The following is a 17,792-nucleotide window of genomic DNA, read 5'->3' as shown; positions in this document are numbered from 1 at the left end:
CTTTATAAGTTGCTGGGTATCAAACGATGCCTTTGTGGAGGCTTGAGCCTAGTGCAGTGAAAGTTGCACGCTGGGTTCTTAGGGAGACGGCACTTGGTAACAAGTGTCGTCCACCCGACAAAAGTTGGTTAGGCGATTTACTCTATTTAGACTATTGCGTATTAGAAAAAGTATGCGTGTTGCACGATGTATTTTGGTTATCACCCCCTCAAGGTATGCTCAATATTTACCCATAGAAAGACCGTGCTCTTCAATAGATAATCTCTAAACATCGTCAGCACCCACGACACGTATGGGGTGGACATCATATCATGGCGGGAGCGGCGTTAAGTTGCTTAAACAATGGTGGGCGATGAAAAATATCAATCATAGTGCGCGTAGGTTTGTGGATTTGGAGCGTACAGCGGGAATCACCCCGTATCATCATCTTGGAAGGCTGAGGTAATAGCCATTATACGATGTACGCTTTGCGTTCATATTCCTTGATAATCAGTGGATTGCCTAGTCAATTTTAGCCTAGAAAGCCAAGTCAGTTCGAACGCTGGAACTGAAAAAGTGCTATATTGAAAACATCACATCATCATGCCTCCACAGAAGGAATAATACTATGCCGACCTACCAGGTCACTTACTTCAACGCGAAACACGCCGTAATGGATAGTGAAGCTATCTTCATGAAAAGCCTAACGAACGCTAAGCGCTCAGCAGAGCATCATGCGCCAGAGGGTACTAAACAAATTGAAATCAAAGATTTAATGGACCAAGTACTGAGTCGATTGACGTTTGATGAAGGCTGGGTTGATAACATCGAATGCTGACGTTGCCTAGCAATCATGGTTCGTTTGGAGTGTCGTAAATAAATACACAGGCTTGATTAGTTTTTCGTAGTAACCTTTGACACAGTTTAATTTGTTTGTCTGACAAAGCTTGTTCACGGTTAAGTTGATCTAGTAAACCTGCAAGCATGTCTCTGTCCAAGTTACTCAGTTTTCCAGAGTATATTAGGAGTGTCGTATTGATAAGTTCAGAGAGGTTTCTTGAGCTCACAAACCCCATTCCTTATCCCACTTTTTTTGTTCCTCAATCTCTTCTATTCGTTTGCGAACATCCATTGTTTTCAACTCTTCCGGTATCCGCTTAATCCCTTTTCCTTTCGGATTAATACCAAATTGTTTCTGCTTTTGTGTCGATTTAGGTAACTTGCTCACATATCATCCTATTTTTGATGGTTAACTGAATTTCACACCGCGTCCATGTTGGCTGTGAAAGCGACAATGATACTACATAAGTCAGCATAAAATAGAAAAAAGTGAGTAACAGCACTAGTTAAATTAGTAAATTGCTAATTATTGAAAGTACCGCAAATACCAGCTCGTTGCAACTTCGGCTACTTGCCCACAGTCGACATAAAATCAATATCTATCTAGATGCTACGATGTATGAAGTCGTTTTTTGTTAACTAACGCGTTAGAAACTTACTGATATTTTTAAAATCATAACCTTACAACTAAATTAAAATACGACCGAAGACTAAACTAACTATTTTCAATTTAAGGCTTATACTTAAAGTAGCTCCGCCAATTTGAGTTATTTTTTTCATTATGAAACAAGCTTTCTTTCACAGTTATTTTCGAAATTTTTCGTTTAGCTTCTGCGATAGCCCTCTTGAGTGACTATGAAATAGCTCTAGTTATCAGAGCTTTACCCTATAAGATTAGTCGAGGTATATATGTCTGACAGAGTAACTGGATCAGTAAAATGGTTCAACGAAACTAAAGGCTTTGGTTTTATCACCAAAGATAGTGATGGCGAGGACATTTTTGTCCATTTCCGTTCGATTTCCTCTGATGGGTTTAAGACCCTGTCGGAAGGCCAAAAAGTAAGTTTTGAAGTTGAACCTGGTGATAAAGGCCCACAAGCAACAAATGTGACTCTCATCTAGGTACGCTTGAACGCTTAGCAAGCACAAGCTTTACCTTCTTTTTTTAATGAGTCTAATTGTTGTGTGATGGCAAAAATCCATTCCAACTTCTTTCTTCATTTAAGCCTTTTAACTCTGATCCTTTCAGGTTACAGATTTTCAGCTGATTAAAGCTATTTGGATATGGGAAATATAACAATGTCCCAGAAAACAACTCTATGACAAGGAGGTTCCCTTTATAAAGGTCAACCATCATTGAAAGGAAACAAATCATGATACCTACCAACGAAAAAATATGGCGCCAAACATATCAAAAAACACTGAATGTAAAAGGCATCGAATATAAATACTGGTCATTAAAAAAACTTGCCCAAGAGTATCAAGCCAGCCTGTCGAAAGTCCCTTTTACTAAGCGCGTGCTTATTGAAAATGTAATGCGGCAAACCTCTGATTTAAAAGAGTCATCTCGGATTATTGAAGCATTGTTCTTTAAAAATACGTCTTCCGATTCCGAGAGCGATGGTAACTCATCAGAATTTAGTTTCTATCCTAGTAGAGTGCTGATGCAGGACTATACCGGGATACCTGCTTTGGTCGACTTAGCCGCGATACGAGATGCTATAGCCCAAGACGGAGGAGACCCGAGCTATGTTACCCCCAAATGCCCAGTAGATCTTGTCATAGACCATTCGCTAATTGTTGATCAGTCAGGATCAGAATCCTCGATACACACAAATCGTGTATATGAAATGGCACGAAATAGAGAGCGCTATACATTCCTAAAGTGGGCCCAAAAAAACTTCCGTAATTTGACAGTGATCCCCCCCGGTAAGGGGATATGCCATCAGGTTAATCTAGAGTATCTATCTCAAGTTGTGCGCAAAGACGAAAAAAGAGTGTTAACACCAGATACGGTTATAGGAACCGACAGCCACACCACTATGGTAAACGGGTTAGGCGTGTTGGGTTGGGGAGTGGGAGGCATAGAAGCCGAAGCCGCAATGCTTGGCCAGCCACTTAATATCGCTATCCCACGAGTTGTCGGCGTGCGTCTTGATAGGCAATTGCGTCCCGGTGTGACTGCGACCGATTTGGTTTTGACGATTACAGAAAGGTTAAGGTCTCATGGCGTGGTCGGTAAGTTCGTTGAGTACTATGGTGACGGTTTAGCCACTCTATCTGTGGCAGACCGAGCAACGCTTGCCAATATGGCACCAGAGTATGGCGCCACTTGCGGATTTTTCCCAATTGACGAAAATACTATCGCCTATTTAACCCTGACAAACCGCCCTTCTTCACTAGTTGATAGAGTTCGGGCTTACGCTCTAGAGCAAGAGCTATGGTGGGATACAAACAGCCCTTCACCAGAGTATGACGAAAATGTTGTAGTGGATTTATCTGCTATCGTTACCTCAATAGCAGGGCCCAAACGACCTCAAGATAGACTTAACATCAGTGCCATAAAGCAAGCGACTCTTGACCAATGTGCTATTGAAGGTGCCTCAAACTCAGACCAGCCAGGCTCATCCAGACCCTTAAACCATGGGGATGTCATCATTGCAGCCATCACCTCATGCACTAACACATCAAACCCCGCAGTTATGCTGACTGCGGGTTTGGTGGCTAAGGCAGCAGTTAAAAAAGGGTTAACCGTTCCTAGCTACGTCAAAACTTCTCTCGCCCCCGGATCATTAGCTGTCGCTCGATATCTCAATGATACGGGTTTGCAAGACTACCTCGACCTATTGGGATTTCATCGAGTTGGATACGGTTGCACAACATGCATTGGTAACTCCGGTCCATTGAAAAACAATCTTGAAACCGAGATCTCAGAAAACAACCTGAATGTGTCGGCGGTATTATCAGGTAATCGAAATTTTGAAGGTAGAGTACACCCCTCAGTTAGCCTAAACTGGCTTGCCTCGCCACCATTAGTCGTCGCATTTGCGTTAGCGGGTACGACCTGTATTGACTTAGAAAAAGACCCAATTTCGATCAATGGTAACAACGAGCCCGTCTATCTAAGAGATCTGTGGCCAAGCCAAGCCATGCTGAATGAAATGCTAAATCAAGTCCATGAGAGCCACTTTAGATTGAGCTACAGCGACATTACTGAAGGTGATGAAGAGTGGGAAAAATTGTCAATGAAAGACAGCCCCTGCTACCCGTGGGACGAAGACTCCACTTACATACAACGCCCTCCGTTTTTGGAAATACCACCGCCGACTTTTCCTGTTGAATCAGCGCGTGTATTAGCCATTTTGGGGGATTCAATTACGACCGACCATATTTCACCAGCAGGCCGAATTTCAGAAAATAGTCCGGCGGGTCAATATCTACTTTCAAAAAACATCACACCCGAAGAGTTCAATAGCTATGGTTCACGCCGAGGAAATCATCACATCATGGTTCGTGGGACTTTTTCAAATGTACGTTTGGAAAACAAAATCGCCTCCCCGACTATAGGCGGTGTGACACGATGTTACGGCGATACCAAACTGGATGACTGTAACATGTCAACCACTGAGAAAGCGCCTCCCATCATTCCTATTTTCGACGCGAGCAAGCGATCAATCGAACTTAACGTTCCGTTGGTAATATTTGCTGGCAAAGACTATGGTTCAGGCTCTAGTCGCGACTGGGCTGCCAAAGGATGTCTTTTATTGAATATAAAAGCAGTCATCGCAGAATCGTTTGAACGGATTCATCGTAGTAATCTAGTCGGTATGGGCGTATTGCCTCTTCAACTGATGCGACCAGAGGAATTAAATTCACTAACTCTGGAAGGTAATGAGACGGTTTTTATCGCTCCAAATGAACCTCTTAAGCCCTTACTCGAGATGAATATTATCGTCGTAACCGCTGAAGGTTCGGAACATTCCATTCCCGTTATTGCTCGTATCGACAACCCGAAGGAGCTAGATTATTTCAACTCGGGAGGCATTCTTCAGTATGTTCTAAAGCAACTAAAATTGAATATACCTAACATGCCATAGTGAAACCTCATCTCTCAAGTGACGGGGTAGCGGCTTCTGCGGTAGTTGATCACCGCAGACTGCCGACGACCTATCCATTTCAGATATTTTTCAGTTTTTTTTCACAGAAAAATACCGTAAAAAAATGAGACCGAGTAAGGCTGAACAGATGGAAGCTGAGAAAATCCCAAGTTTTGCAGCATTAATTTGGTCAGGACTATAAGCCAACTCCGCTATGAACAATGCCATCGTAAAACCAATACCGGCCAACATCCCGCTCCCCAAGAGCATTCCCCAATTGAGGTTTTCTGGCAGTATCGCCAAACCGAGTCTTATTGAAATCCAGCTGAACAACACAATACCTATCGGCTTTCCAAAAACAAAACCCAAAAACACGGCGAGAGAAATTGGAGACGTTAGATTTGCTCCTGTTAACGAAACCCCCGCATTGGCTAAGGCAAACAGCGGCAGGACAATAAACCCGACCCAAGGATGAAGTAACATTTCTAAACGCTCAACCGGTGAGAGTGTTTCACGAGCTGCAGCTGCAGCAGTCCGCAAAGCTACTCCTTCTGCGGTATCGCCACTCCACTGCTTCCTAGTAGAAGATTTCATCACAGTATCGATAATAATGGAAAGATGTTGTTTGCTCATCCACTTACTCGTTGGTGTTAATAGTCCAATAACGACACCAGTAATCGTTGGATGTATGCCAGACATATCAACAGCTAGCCAGGTCACTCCCCCCACAACAGAAAAAAGGACAAGGCTGCGAATCCCTAAAAAACCTAGGATTCGAATAACAGCAAAGCCTATCAATGCACAAATGATAGCTAACCAATCGATCTCACTACCGTAACCAATAGCAACAACAATGATAGCACCGATATCATCCACCACAGCCATTGATAACATGAATATGCGTAAGCTATTTGGAATCCTTTGTCCTAACAGAGCTAAACATCCGATCACAAATGCGGTGTCCGTTGCCATGACCGTGCCCCAACCACGCTGCCCGGGCTCACCAAATTGTAAAAGCAAATAGAAAAAAGAGGGAATCAGCATACCGCCTAGGGCGGCAGCAATAGAAAGGATGGCTAATTTAGGATTACGGAGTTCACCTAACATCAATTCGCGCTTGAGTTCCAATGCAATGAGAAAGAAGAACAAGGTCATTCCGGCATCATTGATCCATGTGTGTATTGAACGCTCAAACAAATAATCCCCGACAGTAATTCCCAACGGAATCTGCCAGAATTGAGAAAACGCCTCTCCTAAACTCGAGTTGGCGAGCACAACAGCAAGCAACGTGGAAATAAACAGCACAACGCCCGAAGCAGATTCAATATGTGTAAAACGGGTTACAGGCTGAGAAAGCCAATCAATATATTCTCTTGGTAGTTGAGTCAGATTGATAGTTGTTTGTTTTCGTTTGCTCATTGCTTGTCGACTGTGGTATTTAAGTTTCCTTCGATGTTATTCAAAAACTTGAATAAATCGCTATGCGTAGATAAAACAAGCGTTGTGTTTTCTGAAATGACGGTCGAGTAAGCCTGCATCGTTCGTGTAAACTCATAGAGATGTCTCGCTTCAGGGCTTTTATTGTAGGCTAGCGAGTAAATCTCGGCAGCTTTGGCATCGGCTTGCCCGCGAATCTCTTCAACTTCACGATAGGCCTCGGACTGAATTTTATTTAAATCTCTAATTCGGTCGCCACGAATCCTCGCAGCCTCACCATTCCCTTCGGATAAAAAACGTTCCGCAATTTGCCGACGTTCACTAATCATTCGCTCGTAAATTTTAGGGCGAACACTTTCATTATAATTAATACGTTTAAAGCGAATATCGAGTAACTCAATACCAAAGATTTTTATTTTTTCTGATGCTGCAGAGAATATTTCTTGCTCGACTAATTGACGACCTTTTTGAATAGGCACGAGGGAGCCAATTTTCAATTCGCCTTCAGCATCACTTAATAAGGAATCTCGTAACGGTTTTCGATTTTTATTTGTACGAATTATTTCGATCAATTCATGTTTTGCCACAGCATTTCGCGTCTCACTCCCTAAAATATCATCAAGCCGAGATTGGGCACTGCGTTCATCTTTGAGGCGTAAAAAGTATTGAAGTGGGTCGGTAATTCGCCACCGAGCAAATAAATCAACAGAGATATACAGCTTATCTTTTGTTGGCATGTCGGAAGGGTTGCCATCCCACTCCAGCACTCGTTTGTCTATTGTGTTAGTTTCTTGAATAAACGGTATTTTTATCTTCAACCCGGCATCAACAACAGGTTCGCCTATCGGTTTCCCAAACTGGGTAATAATGACCTGTTGTACTTCACTCACCGTGTAAAGTGCGTTGTATATGCTAAGAGAGACACCTAAAATCAAGGCGATTATGACCCCTATTTTAGTCGGTTTCATTGTGCATCTCCTTGCGTCTCGTTGAGATTGAGCAAAGGTAAAATATTGTTTGCTCGCTCATCAATGATAATTTTGGCACGAATATTCGGTAATACAGCTTGCATTGTTTCTAGATAGATTCTTCGTTTAGTCACTTCCGGCGCTTTAACGTATTCGAACAGTAATGCATTGAAGCGAGCTGTATCCCCTTCAGCCTCATTAATCCGTTTTAAGCGATAACCATCAGCCTCTCTGATCCGTTGATCTTTTTCTCCTAAAGCTAAAGGGATCACTTTGTTGTAATCGCGACGAGCTTCATTAATGAGCTTTTCTTTCTCCTGTTGGGCTTGGTTCACTTCGTTAAACGATGCCTGGACAGGTTGCGGAGGATTGATGTTTTTTAATTGCACTTGATCAATCTTGATCCCTAAAGCATATTTCGTTGAAAGCGATTGCATTTTTGCGAGAGCTTCAGACTCAATTTCTTGCCGACCTATCGTGATCACTTCATCCACAGTCCTATCTCCCACCACTTCACGCATTACGGATTCAGAAACATATCGAAGGGTTTCACTAGGCTCTCGGACTTCGAACAGAAAGTTGATGGGATCGGAAATACGATATTGCACTACCCATTCAACAAGCGCAGCATTTAAATCACCAGTGACCATTTGTGTTTCTTGACGACGATCATTAGACCGCGGACTTTGATGAGGATCATGTGCTCCGGGAGTCGTAAAACCAAACTCTTGTTTAAGCTGCCGTTTAACCGGCACTATTTTTACCGTATCAATACCAAGTGGAATCTTAAGATGAAGTCCTGCTGGAACGCTATGTACATATTTGCCAAACCGCTGTATCACAGCGACTGAATCACTCGGCACGGTATAAAAGGCAGACCAGAAAATGAGAGCTAAAAATAAAATAATAAATGGAGTAAAAAAGCGTGAAGGTCCGCCACCTATCAGCATTTTCTTGAAGTGCTGAAGAATAGTATGAAAAGCTTTATTCAAATGTGGAGGGTCTTGTTGTCCTCCGGCCCAGGGGTTTCCTGAAGAATTGTTGCTTTGGAGCATAAGAATGCCCTCCGGCTATAGGCAAGGAATTTGACCTATGTAAAATTGAACGCGTTAGTAACCGCTTAGTCAACCAGAGTAAATTGCCCGGAGTTTACGATTAGTTACTAAGTGTTGCCTTAGAATAGGGGAACTCTATTTAAACTTCTAATATAACTAGAAATTAATAAACAGTACGGCTTCTTGCTTTCATATCCAAAGTTCTACAGTAACCCCTAATTACCACGCTCTTTTTATCGCAAGTGTCATGCGACGTGTGGTTATGAGAGCATACATATTTACCTGTTTATTATAGGTGATTTATTCCCGTATAAAGACAGTTTTAGTGATTTTTATACAACGGAACGAGCCGCATGGAGAAGTATGACTGTAGTGGCATAGTGAACTTGGCCACCTGATTAGAGGTGTTAAGATGCACCTCATAGCATGACAGGTGAAACTATGACCAAGCGTACCAGACGTACTTTCAGTGCGGAATTTAAACTCGAAGCAGCGCAACTTGTTCTCGACCAAAACTACACCGTTGTTGAAGCAGCAAATGCGATGGGGGTTGGTAAATCAACAATGGACAAGTGGGTGAGGCAACTCAAGCAAGAAAGAAATGGTGTAACACCTCAGGCCTCACCAATGATACCAGAGCAAATTGGGATACGAGAGCTGAAGAAGATATCTCTGCACCGCATACTTTGCTAAACTCCGCCCTTTAATGAATGAGACCCCTAAAATGATGACTGACGAAGAAAGAATCGAACTGCAACGCAATAACCCTCTGCACGGGCTAAAGCTAGAAACAATGTTGCAAGAGTTGGTGGATTTTTATGGCTGGGACATTCTAGATACCGCAATGCGCTTTAACTGCTTTAACACCAAGCCCTCAATTGCGAGTAGCGTTAAGTATTTAAAGAAAACCGAATGGGCGAGAGAAAAGCTGGAGAACTTTTACCTATATCGCTTTAAGCGCATGCCACGAGCGAGCGCAGAGGAATATAACTTACCACCGCGAGCACGTACTTTCCCTCATGGTCTTGAACCGAAAGAGCCGATGCCGCTCACCGTTGATTCTATTCTGAAGTCGCAGGCTAAAGCGGCATCTGCATTTAAGCAACGCTCATCTCGCGGACGTTCGACGCGTCGCTAGTACGATAGCGCGTAATCGACTCTTGAAAAACAAAAGTGCCTTACTTGACGTTTCAAGTAAGGCTCTACACTACTATAAAAGACGCGATTAAAGTGAGAAAGCAAACTCGCTAGCCCTCTCTCCCACCAACTACATTCTACTGATTGCGCTTTTTCTTCTTTTTACCCGTACCGGCAGGCTTTGCACGTGGTTTCATCGGTGCAAAGTAGGCTTCGCTTTGATCGTCTTCCACTTCAAAGCCCTCAACCTGCTCACGCTCAAGCCGGAACTTATTCTTCTTCTCTATTACTTTAAAGTGGTGGTAGTCATCGTAATCAATAAGCGATAACCCAAGGCCGACTTCGCCCGCACGACCACTACGCCCGATTCGATGCATATAGTCAGCAGGGCTACGTGGAAGGTCAAAGTTAATCACCACTGGTAGTTTTTCTATATCAAGACCACGAGCCGCGATATCGGTAGCAATAAGTACTTGAATCTCACCAGACTTAAACCCTTCAAGCACGCGAGTACGAGCGCCTTGCCCCTTGTCACCATGGAAAACCTCCGCAGTAATGCCGCGTTTTGACAGTTTTTGAGCCAGGTGGTTACAGGCATTCTTGGCATTAACAAAAATCAAAGTCTGTCGCCACTGATGCTGTTTGATTAGGTGCGCAAGTACCGCGGTCTTCTCACCTTTGTTGACACTAAATACACGCTGCACCAACGTACTGGCTTCTGCGCTCTGTAATTGGACTTCAACGGGATCGTGCAGCAAGTCCTTAGCCAGGCTCGTAACTTTTTCAGGAAAGGTGGCAGAAAACAGCAGTGTCTGCTTCTTCTCGGGTAGTAATGCAAGAATCTTATTGAGTTCGTCGGTAAATCCGAGGCTCAACATACGATCGGCTTCATCGAGGACGAATGTTTTTACTTGGTCCAACTTGATGGCGTTACTGGATACCAGATCCAGTAGGCGGCCCGGAGTGGCGACAATCACGTCACTACCACCACGAAGAGCCAGCATTTGAGGGTTCACTGATACGCCACCAAATACCGCAACCGTTTTGATCTTATCTCTAAGATGGTACGAGTAGGATTTAATATTGTAAGCCACCTGTGATGCCAACTCACGAGTTGGAACCAAGATCAGATGAGACACGAAGTTGCCACGGCGATTAGGTGATATCTCTTGCTGGTAGATCTTTTGCAGAATTGGCAACGCAAAAGCGGCGGTTTTACCAGAACCGGTATTGGCACCACCAACAATATCTCGCCCTTCAAGTATGTCAGGAATGGTATGAGATTGAATTGGAGTCGGTTGGCTATATTCTAACGCTTCTAGTCGCTCGACTAAGGTTGGAATCAAACCAAGATCGGCAAATGTCACTTGCTGTGTGTTATCTGTCATTACGATGAGTGGCTCAGTGCTAGGTAAAGGCCGTGTATCTTATGCTATTTGCCGCGAAGATGTTAGCGATAATGAACTAAACAGAATATTGGCTGGAGGAGAACTATAGGGGTCCTGTCCTTCCTTTGCCTGACATTAGTTAATGTCTTATAAAATCAGAACACTACTTTTCACTATGATGTCAATCGCAACTCATTTCGGGTCAAAAACGAGCTAACAATAATCGCACTGACACGCCTTGGGACAATAACGTATCAATATTATTACTCATTAACCAATGAGGAACTATTACAGGTATGAGAGTACCCCGCTAAGTACTGGCCACCATTCAAGGTGATTGATTTCCCTATGTGCCTGAGCAAGTTTCACACCAAAAGCCCTGTCAGCGCTTCTATTAACAACTAGACTAACAGTATGATCTGAAATCGATATGCACAAGTGAGCTATGAGTACCAATAGACAACTTCAGTTAACCGCCCAAGATGCGCTGATTCTGGTCGACGTACAGAATGACTTTCTTCCTGGCGGCAGTCTGGCCGTTCCCGATGGTGATCAGGTTATTCCTGTGCTCAACTCATACATCAAACAATTTAGCCAGCAGCAACTACCGGTTTTCGCGACTCGAGACTGGCACCCCGAAAATCATTGTTCCTTTAAACCAAACGGCGGTATTTGGCCGGTGCACTGCGTGCAGAATAGTGACGGGGCCGCTTTTGCATCTGATCTTCACTTACCTGAAGGTACCTGCATTATCTCTAAAGACGATACGCCGACGCTTAACAGCTACTCTGGTTTTACCGATACCTCGCTTACCCAGCAATTACACGCAAAGGGCTGTCGCCGCTTGTTTATTGGTGGTCTTGCCACCGATTACTGTGTACTGAACACAGTTCTTGACGGGATTAAACAAGGTTTTGAGGTCGTGTTGCTCGAAGATGCGGTTCGTGCAGTAAACCTGAACCCTGACGATGGGGACAAAGCAATAGATCAGATGAAAGCCGCCGGAGCCACCGGAATTCAAAAGGACATGCTGACCAATGCGACTATCTGAAAGCCCGCAACTGACCGACCTGTATCAACTCACCATGATTCAAAGCTATCTTGATCATGGGATGAACGATACGGCTGTCTTTGAGTTTTTCGTACGTAAATTGCCGCCAAAACGTAACTTTTTAGTGGCGGCAGGTTTGGAGCAGTTAACCGAATTTCTTGAGCACGCCCGATTCAGTTCAGATGAACTGGAATACCTGGCCGATAGTGGCTATTTTCGCCGTAACCTGATTGATTACCTGGAAAAATTTAAGTTCTCTGGTGAGCTTCATGCTATGCCTGAAGGCACGGTGTTTTTCGCTAATGAGCCGATTGTCCGGATAACGGCTCCCATTGCAGAAGCCCAGTTGATAGAAACCCGCTTAATTAATCTGTTGCAGTTCCCTACCCTGGTTGCTTCAAAAGCCGCACGTTGCCGGCTCGCGGCAGGCGACAAACTGCTTGTCGACTTTGGCCTGCGTCGGGCCCATGGCGCTGAAGCCGGAATCGCGGCGGCACGAGCCAGTTATCTGGCAGGTTTCAATGGCACGTCAAACGTTCTGGCGGGTCAGCGCTACGATATCCCCGTTTATGGCACCATGGCACATTCCTATATCCAGGCACACAACCTGGAAACTGAAGCCTTTGCTCATTTCGCGCAAAGCCAGCCTGATAACCTAGTATTGCTTATCGATACGTATGATACCAGCCGGGGAGCAAAACGGGTTGCACAGCTTGCAGAACAGTTAAAAGCCACTGGCAAGAGGGTAAAAGCCGTCAGGATCGACAGTGGTGATTTGGGTGATGAAGCGATAAAAGTCAGAGCCATTCTTGATGATTGTGGTCACTGCGACATCGGGATCTTCGCCAGCAGCAGTGTTGACGAATACCTTATTGCGCGTCTGCAACAACAACAGGCCCCCATCATAGGTTATGGAGTTGGTACCTGCCTGACCACCTCAGCAGATGCCCCCTATCTGAACTGCGCCTACAAATTACAGGAATATGCACACATAGCGCGGCGTAAACGCTCACACGGCAAAGCAACATGGCCCGGAAGCAAGCAGGTTTACCGGTATTTAGACGATAACGGCTTACTGGATCATGACCTACTCTGCCCGGCAACCGAGAAGCACGAAAACGGACAGAGTTTACTCAAGCCAGCTATGCACAATGGCAAACGACTGGCGGCTCCTGAACCACTGAGTTCGATCCAAAACCGGGTAAAACAGCAATTATCCATGCTGACACCTGAGTTAACCAACCTGTCAGAACAAGCTGACTTTGAGCTGAACGTTTCCGAATCACTGCAACAACTCACGCTTGATACTGATCGGCGTTTTAATCTGTAACACCATTGAGTGATACGCGATTTCTTCTGAGATGGCCCCGGATAACCGCGTTTGCTAAGTAACGGGTCCGAAATGTCGTTCACAAAGCAAAAATGGACAAGGAATCAAAATGGCTGACCCACATATTGAATCTCCAATGGATCAATATGATCACCTTATGGTCATCATATACCGTTTAGGTTTTACCCTGGCATTTCCAGTGATTGCCCTTCTTCCCTGGAACCTCGATTTGCCAGTAGAAAACTTTGTATTCTTATGTGCGGCCATGTGTGCGTCATCACTGCATATCTATATGAAACCATTTCGCCTGTTACTCCAGTTTGCAACATGGGCAGGTCTGCTATGTTTTGTGTTTGGTTTGCCTGAGATAGGTATGGGCGGTGCTTTTATTACTCTGGGCGGGCTATGCTATAAAGAGTACTTCTGCTTCAAAGTTCCGGGACTGCAACTACAGCCACTGATTCTGGCGGCGCTGTGGCTCTGTATGGCGTTGGATGCCGATATCGCCGCAAAAGTACTTGCCGCGATATCAGCGGTTCTTTTTCTGATTACGAGTATCTACAAATGGAGAATGCCAAGACACTTCGACATTGGTGATAAAACCAAATATGACGTCTAGCGAAAGCGCCTGAGTGATAAAAACGGATTCATTCTTGTGATAAATGAAAACAGTTCAAAGCTCTGCGTCGTACAAAACCAAGTCAGCTCTAGCGGACGAAGCCTGCCCTTCGGATAACAGTTATTACTTTTATAAGCTATGTTTGACTTGGGGAAGGAGGCACAGCTCATGATTTATCGAATGCTGGCAGATCTTGTCGTAATGCTTCACCTTTTATTTATCATCTTCGCCTTATTCGGAGGCGCGCTGATACTATGGCGCGTCTATATGCTGTTTGTTCATATCCCCGCAGCACTATGGGTGGCAGTGATCAGTTTCAAAGGCTGGATCTGCCCGTTAACGCCACTGGAAAACCAGTTAAGGCAAGCGGCAGGTGGTGAAGGTTATCCGGGAGGATTTGTCGAGCACTATATTATTCCCGTTATTTATCCGGTTGGGTTGCGTTTTGAAGTGCAGATTTTACTCGGTATTGCAGCAGTGGGGATCAATATAGGTGTTTATGCACTCGTCTATTATTGGTACAGGCACAGCCAGGACAGGGGGCGGTAATGAAATCTATATTGGTGACCTTAGTGGCGTGCTACGCCCTTTTCGCTCTTGTGTTGTATTCCCTGCAACGTCAGTTTCTGTACTTTCCCCAGCTTGCCAGCGAGGCTTACGGCGAGATGAATACCAGCTTCGTTGTTGATGGGGTGCAGCTTTCCGGATGGATGCTCAATGAAGTGCAACCCAGGGCGTTAATCTATTACGGCGGGAACGCAGAAAGTATCGAAGCCAATATCCCATTCTTCAAGACGTTGATCCCGAACTATACCATCTATCTGATCCCTTACCGGGGTTACGGTAATAATTCAGGTACGCCTACTGAAAAGGTTTTATATAGCGATGCTATACAGATATTTGAGTCAGTAAAAAATAACCATGAATCAATATCCTTGCTGGGCCGGAGCCTGGGTTCAGGTATTGCCACATACATAGCGGCTAACCGGCAAGTGGACAAACTTATCTTGGTAACGCCATATGATAGCGTTGAAAACATCGCAAAAGATGTTTATTGGATGTTCCCCGTCTCCTGGATGATCAAAGACAGGTACCGCTCTTCAGATAGGGTTAATGACATTACCGCTCAGACATATATCTTCATCGCAGAACAGGACCGGGTGATCACACGGGCCAGAACCGACCAGCTTATCGCTGAATTTGGCGAGCAGCTGGTGGGGGTGTTTGTCATTACCGGTGCCGGCCACAATACTATTTCAGATTTCCCTGCCTATGCGTCCGGGCTAAAGCGTGCATTGGATTAGGAATAGTATTGCCATCTTTTGTAAACAGAGTAACGGTTCTGAGTACACTTAAACAGAATTTGTCGCTTCTCAAACCTTACTCTATCAACCTATGCCTAGCATTTCACTGCACACGCAATCGGCAGTTTCCGGACTGTATTTATTTTGCTCACATTGGAATTAATGCTCTATTAAAGTGGGTATTTATTCAGTTTCACCACTGTACACTTGCGCGGCTTTACCTATAATGCGCGGATTAGAATTACATGTTTTGGCGGGCTGTTCCCGCCTTTTTTTATTATTTTGTCGACAAGAAGCAGAACTGAAATGAAATCACTTGGATTTAAGAGGACCATTATTCTCTCAACCGTATTGCTGGTTACCTCCTGTTTACTGGTAGCCAACTGGCTTTCCTATTCTAACCTAAAGCGCGACACCATTGCCGACGTGGACTTGCTCTCGTCGACCATTGTCAGATATGAAGCTTCCAGAGTTGAAAAGTGGATGGCGGATAAGGTGACTGGCATTGAAACTATGGCTGCTAACTACCAACCCGGTCTGTCACAAGACCGTTACCTGGATATGGCCAGATACACCAAACAATCTAATGAACTGGCATATGCGGTATTTGCTTTTAGCAACGGGGTAGCATACGCCAATGATGGGATTACCAAACCGGAGGAATGGGACTTTCGTGATCGTCCTTGGTACACAAAAGCCAAATCCTCCAACAGAACCGAGCTAACCGACGTCTACAAAGACGCCACAACGGGTAAGGACGTTATCTCTATTACCAGGAACGTGGGTGATGTTGTTGTTATGGGCGATCTCGAACTGGACATGATTCACCAAGTAGTCGAGAGCGTAGACTTCAAAGGATCCGTTACCATCATCCTTGATGAGTCAGGCAAAGCTCTGGCGTCCAACTCAAAAGTTGTGGTACCCGGAACGCGCTTTAATGAACATGGCATGCCTGAAGTTCATCATGAAATGCTCAACAATGACGAGGCCATTGTTAAGTACACCCTCAGCGGAGTGGACAAGTTAGCGTTTACCAAAAAAATTAACCTGGTTAACGGCAAGTCGTGGCATCTATTTATCGGCATCAATAAAGCCATAGCGTATAAGCATGTTGAGGAAGCGTTAATGGATAGCATTATCACTTCCGTAGTAATGCTGTCTGTCGCGCTACTACTGACCATATTTATTTTGAATGTAGTTTACCGCCCTATCCTGCTGCTTAAGGAGATGGTGCTCGACTTATCCAAGGGCAACGGTGATTTGACTCGTCGTATTCCAGTCACCAGTACCGATGATCTGGGACAAATCTCGGGAGGAATCAACGGCTTTATCGGTAACCTGCAAGAGTTGATGATAGAAGTTAGCCAAAGTTCTGAACATATCTCTAAGAGCGTGGGCCAACTCAAGAACCAGACTGATGATAACATCGGCGTATTGAGAGAGCATACGAAAGAGACTGAGCAGATTGTTTCTGCGGTAGAGGAAATGAGTGCTACAGCTAACGATGTAGCCCAGAATGCTGCTGCGGCATCCCAATCAACCATTGAGGCTAACGGTCAGGTTGGTAACGCTAAGACGGATGTTCAGGTAGCGGAAGATACCGTTTCCCAGTTAGTCAGTGATGTGGATACGACGTCACAACGCATCGCTGAGATTGAGCATGACACATTAGAAATCACCAATGTGTTAAAGGTTATCGGTGAAATCGCTGATCAGACTAATCTACTGGCATTGAATGCGGCCATTGAAGCAGCACGGGCGGGTGAACAAGGCCGGGGCTTTGCAGTGGTTGCTGATGAGGTAAGAGCACTTGCGGCCAGAACCCAGGCCAGTACAGCAGAGATTGAACATACCCTAACCAAGTTACGCAACGGATCGATTACCGCAATCAACGCAATGGATGCGACAAAGACCTCTTGTGAGCAAACCGCAGACAACGCGTCACGGATCTCATCAAGCCTGGATGAAATTGCAACGGCGGTAACGGGTATCAATGACCTTAATATGCAGATTGCTACGGCGGCAGAGCAACAAAACAGTGTATCTGAAGAGATCTCTCGTAATATGACCTCAATCCGTGAAATTGTAACTGTGTTAGCCAACAATGGCGAAGCGGCTACAGACGAAACGAACAACCTTGCTGCGGCAAACAGCCAACTGAAAGCTGTCGTTAATAAGTTCAAACTACAGTAATCCAGGGAGGCTTCGGCCTCCTTAATTTTTAGTCAGAAGGTGAGCATCTGGTATTAGAAAAAGTATGCTAAAACTACAGACGTGAACTGATGCTCTAAATGACAATGGGGCTGAGCTACGTTTGCCGAGATCGGATCAGGCACACCTCTGGGCACTTTCAATTTAGCATTGAAGAAAATAGTCGATCCATTCGGATAGGAAAAATAACAATGCCGCCAAGAAGCGTCTACGTGAGTTAGTCGCTTTGCTCGGCGGCATTATGTGACTTGTATTAGTTGTACTAATTCAGACCTGATCTGACAGTTACCCACTTTTCGACTCGGTGGCTGTCAGATTATATCTGGGCTAGATTCTTTTCAGACCAGATTGATTTCCCATCCTCTAATGTCTCTAT

The 17,792-nt window shown here is 44.7% G+C and carries 15 protein-coding genes and 1 pseudogene; 11 read left to right on the top strand and 5 right to left on the bottom strand.

Features of this window, described 5'->3' with window-relative positions:
• Positions 1-607: 607 nt before the first annotated feature.
• Positions 608-817 carry a hypothetical protein gene (locus tag P2G85_RS20495; RefSeq protein ID WP_275865913.1) on the top strand — a complete coding sequence of 70 codons (210 nt, stop codon included), beginning with the start codon at positions 608-610 and terminating at the stop codon, positions 815-817.
• A gap of 225 nt (positions 818-1,042) precedes the next feature.
• Here the strand turns inward: P2G85_RS20495 and P2G85_RS20490 are convergent, their stop codons facing one another.
• Positions 1,043-1,207, bottom strand: a complete 165-nt coding sequence (locus P2G85_RS20490; protein WP_275865912.1) for a hypothetical protein — start codon at positions 1,205-1,207, stop codon at positions 1,043-1,045.
• A gap of 521 nt (positions 1,208-1,728) precedes the next feature.
• Here P2G85_RS20490 and P2G85_RS20485 point away from each other — a divergent pair.
• Together P2G85_RS20485 and acnA are read left to right on the top strand one after the other, a co-directional pair.
• Complete coding sequence (locus P2G85_RS20485) at positions 1,729-1,941, top strand: cold-shock protein (RefSeq protein WP_275865911.1); 213 nt, start codon at positions 1,729-1,731, stop codon at positions 1,939-1,941.
• Positions 1,942-2,192: 251 nt separating this feature from the next.
• Positions 2,193-4,916 carry an aconitate hydratase AcnA gene (acnA, locus tag P2G85_RS20480; protein WP_275865910.1) on the top strand — a complete coding sequence of 908 codons (2,724 nt, stop codon included), beginning with the start codon at positions 2,193-2,195 and terminating at the stop codon, positions 4,914-4,916.
• A 90-nt stretch (positions 4,917-5,006) separates the two neighbouring features.
• Here acnA and nhaA read toward each other — a convergent pair whose 3' ends face one another.
• From nhaA to hflK, 3 genes are read right to left on the bottom strand one after another with little or no spacing between them, the layout of a single operon-like run.
• On the bottom strand, positions 5,007-6,335 hold the full coding sequence (nhaA, locus tag P2G85_RS20475; RefSeq protein WP_275865909.1) for a Na+/H+ antiporter NhaA: 1,329 nt from the start codon (positions 6,333-6,335) through the stop codon (positions 5,007-5,009).
• Positions 6,332-7,321, bottom strand: a complete 990-nt coding sequence (gene hflC, locus P2G85_RS20470; protein WP_275865908.1) for a protease modulator HflC — start codon at positions 7,319-7,321, stop codon at positions 6,332-6,334. The genes nhaA and hflC overlap by 4 nt, the downstream gene beginning before the upstream one ends.
• Complete coding sequence (hflK, locus tag P2G85_RS20465; RefSeq protein ID WP_275865907.1) at positions 7,318-8,376, bottom strand: FtsH protease activity modulator HflK; 1,059 nt, start codon at positions 8,374-8,376, stop codon at positions 7,318-7,320. Before hflK ends, hflC begins: the two co-directional genes overlap by 4 nt.
• A 441-nt stretch (positions 8,377-8,817) precedes the next feature.
• On the opposite strand from hflK, the pseudogene P2G85_RS20460 reads away from it, so the two are divergent.
• Both P2G85_RS20460 and P2G85_RS20455 read left to right on the top strand, forming a co-directional pair.
• Positions 8,818-9,042: pseudogene (locus tag P2G85_RS20460) on the top strand (transposase); the annotation flags it as partial.
• A gap of 58 nt (positions 9,043-9,100) precedes the next feature.
• Complete coding sequence (locus P2G85_RS20455) at positions 9,101-9,514, top strand: VF530 family DNA-binding protein (RefSeq protein WP_275865906.1); 414 nt, start codon at positions 9,101-9,103, stop codon at positions 9,512-9,514.
• A gap of 136 nt (positions 9,515-9,650) precedes the next feature.
• Here the strand turns inward: P2G85_RS20455 and P2G85_RS20450 are convergent, their stop codons facing one another.
• Positions 9,651-10,901 (bottom strand): DEAD/DEAH box helicase, encoded by a 1,251-nt coding sequence (locus P2G85_RS20450; RefSeq protein ID WP_275865905.1) that lies wholly within the window; start codon positions 10,899-10,901, stop codon positions 9,651-9,653.
• A gap of 445 nt (positions 10,902-11,346) precedes the next feature.
• Here P2G85_RS20450 and P2G85_RS20445 point away from each other — a divergent pair, with 445 nt between their 5' ends.
• From P2G85_RS20445 to P2G85_RS20420, 6 genes are all read left to right on the top strand, one after another.
• Positions 11,347-11,952: a nicotinamidase gene (locus tag P2G85_RS20445; protein ID WP_275865904.1), complete on the top strand. Its 606-nt coding sequence runs from the start codon at positions 11,347-11,349 to the stop codon at positions 11,950-11,952.
• Positions 11,939-13,282 carry a nicotinate phosphoribosyltransferase gene (locus P2G85_RS20440; RefSeq protein ID WP_275865903.1) on the top strand — a complete coding sequence of 448 codons (1,344 nt, stop codon included), beginning with the start codon at positions 11,939-11,941 and terminating at the stop codon, positions 13,280-13,282. Before P2G85_RS20445 ends, P2G85_RS20440 begins: the two co-directional genes overlap by 14 nt.
• Before the next feature lie 109 nt (positions 13,283-13,391).
• A complete protein-coding gene (locus P2G85_RS20435; RefSeq protein ID WP_275865902.1) occupies positions 13,392-13,901 on the top strand; it encodes a DUF2301 domain-containing membrane protein in 510 nt (169 codons plus the stop codon).
• Between the two features lie 168 nt (positions 13,902-14,069).
• Complete coding sequence (locus P2G85_RS20430) at positions 14,070-14,450, top strand: DUF2784 domain-containing protein (RefSeq protein ID WP_275865901.1); 381 nt, start codon at positions 14,070-14,072, stop codon at positions 14,448-14,450.
• Complete coding sequence (locus P2G85_RS20425; RefSeq protein ID WP_275865900.1) at positions 14,450-15,205, top strand: alpha/beta hydrolase; 756 nt, start codon at positions 14,450-14,452, stop codon at positions 15,203-15,205. Before P2G85_RS20430 ends, P2G85_RS20425 begins: the two co-directional genes overlap by 1 nt.
• A 306-nt stretch (positions 15,206-15,511) precedes the next feature.
• Positions 15,512-17,398, top strand: coding sequence for a methyl-accepting chemotaxis protein (locus tag P2G85_RS20420; RefSeq protein ID WP_275865899.1), 1,887 nt, complete (start codon positions 15,512-15,514; stop codon positions 17,396-17,398).
• The last annotated feature ends 394 nt before the right edge of the window (positions 17,399-17,792 follow it).

The sequence above is a fragment of the Vibrio sp. CAU 1672 genome (assembly GCF_029223195.1).
Lineage (GTDB): Bacteria > Pseudomonadota > Gammaproteobacteria > Enterobacterales > Vibrionaceae > Vibrio.
Note: the sequence above shows the minus strand (reverse complement) of the source record. Positions and strands in the feature narration are given on the sequence as shown.

What these genes read in the sequence shown, in the direction of transcription:
- P2G85_RS20495 (WP_275865913.1), top strand. Translation starts at nt 608, where the DNA reads ATGCCGACCTACCAGGTCACTTACTTCAACGCGAAACACGCCGTAATG.
- P2G85_RS20485 (WP_275865911.1), top strand. Translation starts at nt 1,729, where the DNA reads ATGTCTGACAGAGTAACTGGATCAGTAAAATGGTTCAACGAAACTAAA.
- acnA (WP_275865910.1), top strand. Translation starts at nt 2,193, where the DNA reads ATGATACCTACCAACGAAAAAATATGGCGCCAAACATATCAAAAAACA.
- nhaA (WP_275865909.1), bottom strand. Translation starts at nt 6,335, where the DNA reads ATGAGCAAACGAAAACAAACAACTATCAATCTGACTCAACTACCAAGA.
- hflC (WP_275865908.1), bottom strand. Translation starts at nt 7,321, where the DNA reads ATGAAACCGACTAAAATAGGGGTCATAATCGCCTTGATTTTAGGTGTC.
- hflK (WP_275865907.1), bottom strand. Translation starts at nt 8,376, where the DNA reads ATGCTCCAAAGCAACAATTCTTCAGGAAACCCCTGGGCCGGAGGACAA.
- P2G85_RS20455 (WP_275865906.1), top strand. Translation starts at nt 9,101, where the DNA reads ATGATGACTGACGAAGAAAGAATCGAACTGCAACGCAATAACCCTCTG.
- P2G85_RS20450 (WP_275865905.1), bottom strand. Translation starts at nt 10,901, where the DNA reads ATGACAGATAACACACAGCAAGTGACATTTGCCGATCTTGGTTTGATT.
- P2G85_RS20445 (WP_275865904.1), top strand. Translation starts at nt 11,347, where the DNA reads ATGAGTACCAATAGACAACTTCAGTTAACCGCCCAAGATGCGCTGATT.
- P2G85_RS20440 (WP_275865903.1), top strand. Translation starts at nt 11,939, where the DNA reads ATGCGACTATCTGAAAGCCCGCAACTGACCGACCTGTATCAACTCACC.
- P2G85_RS20435 (WP_275865902.1), top strand. Translation starts at nt 13,392, where the DNA reads ATGGCTGACCCACATATTGAATCTCCAATGGATCAATATGATCACCTT.
- P2G85_RS20430 (WP_275865901.1), top strand. Translation starts at nt 14,070, where the DNA reads ATGATTTATCGAATGCTGGCAGATCTTGTCGTAATGCTTCACCTTTTA.
- P2G85_RS20425 (WP_275865900.1), top strand. Translation starts at nt 14,450, where the DNA reads ATGAAATCTATATTGGTGACCTTAGTGGCGTGCTACGCCCTTTTCGCT.
- P2G85_RS20420 (WP_275865899.1), top strand. Translation starts at nt 15,512, where the DNA reads ATGAAATCACTTGGATTTAAGAGGACCATTATTCTCTCAACCGTATTG.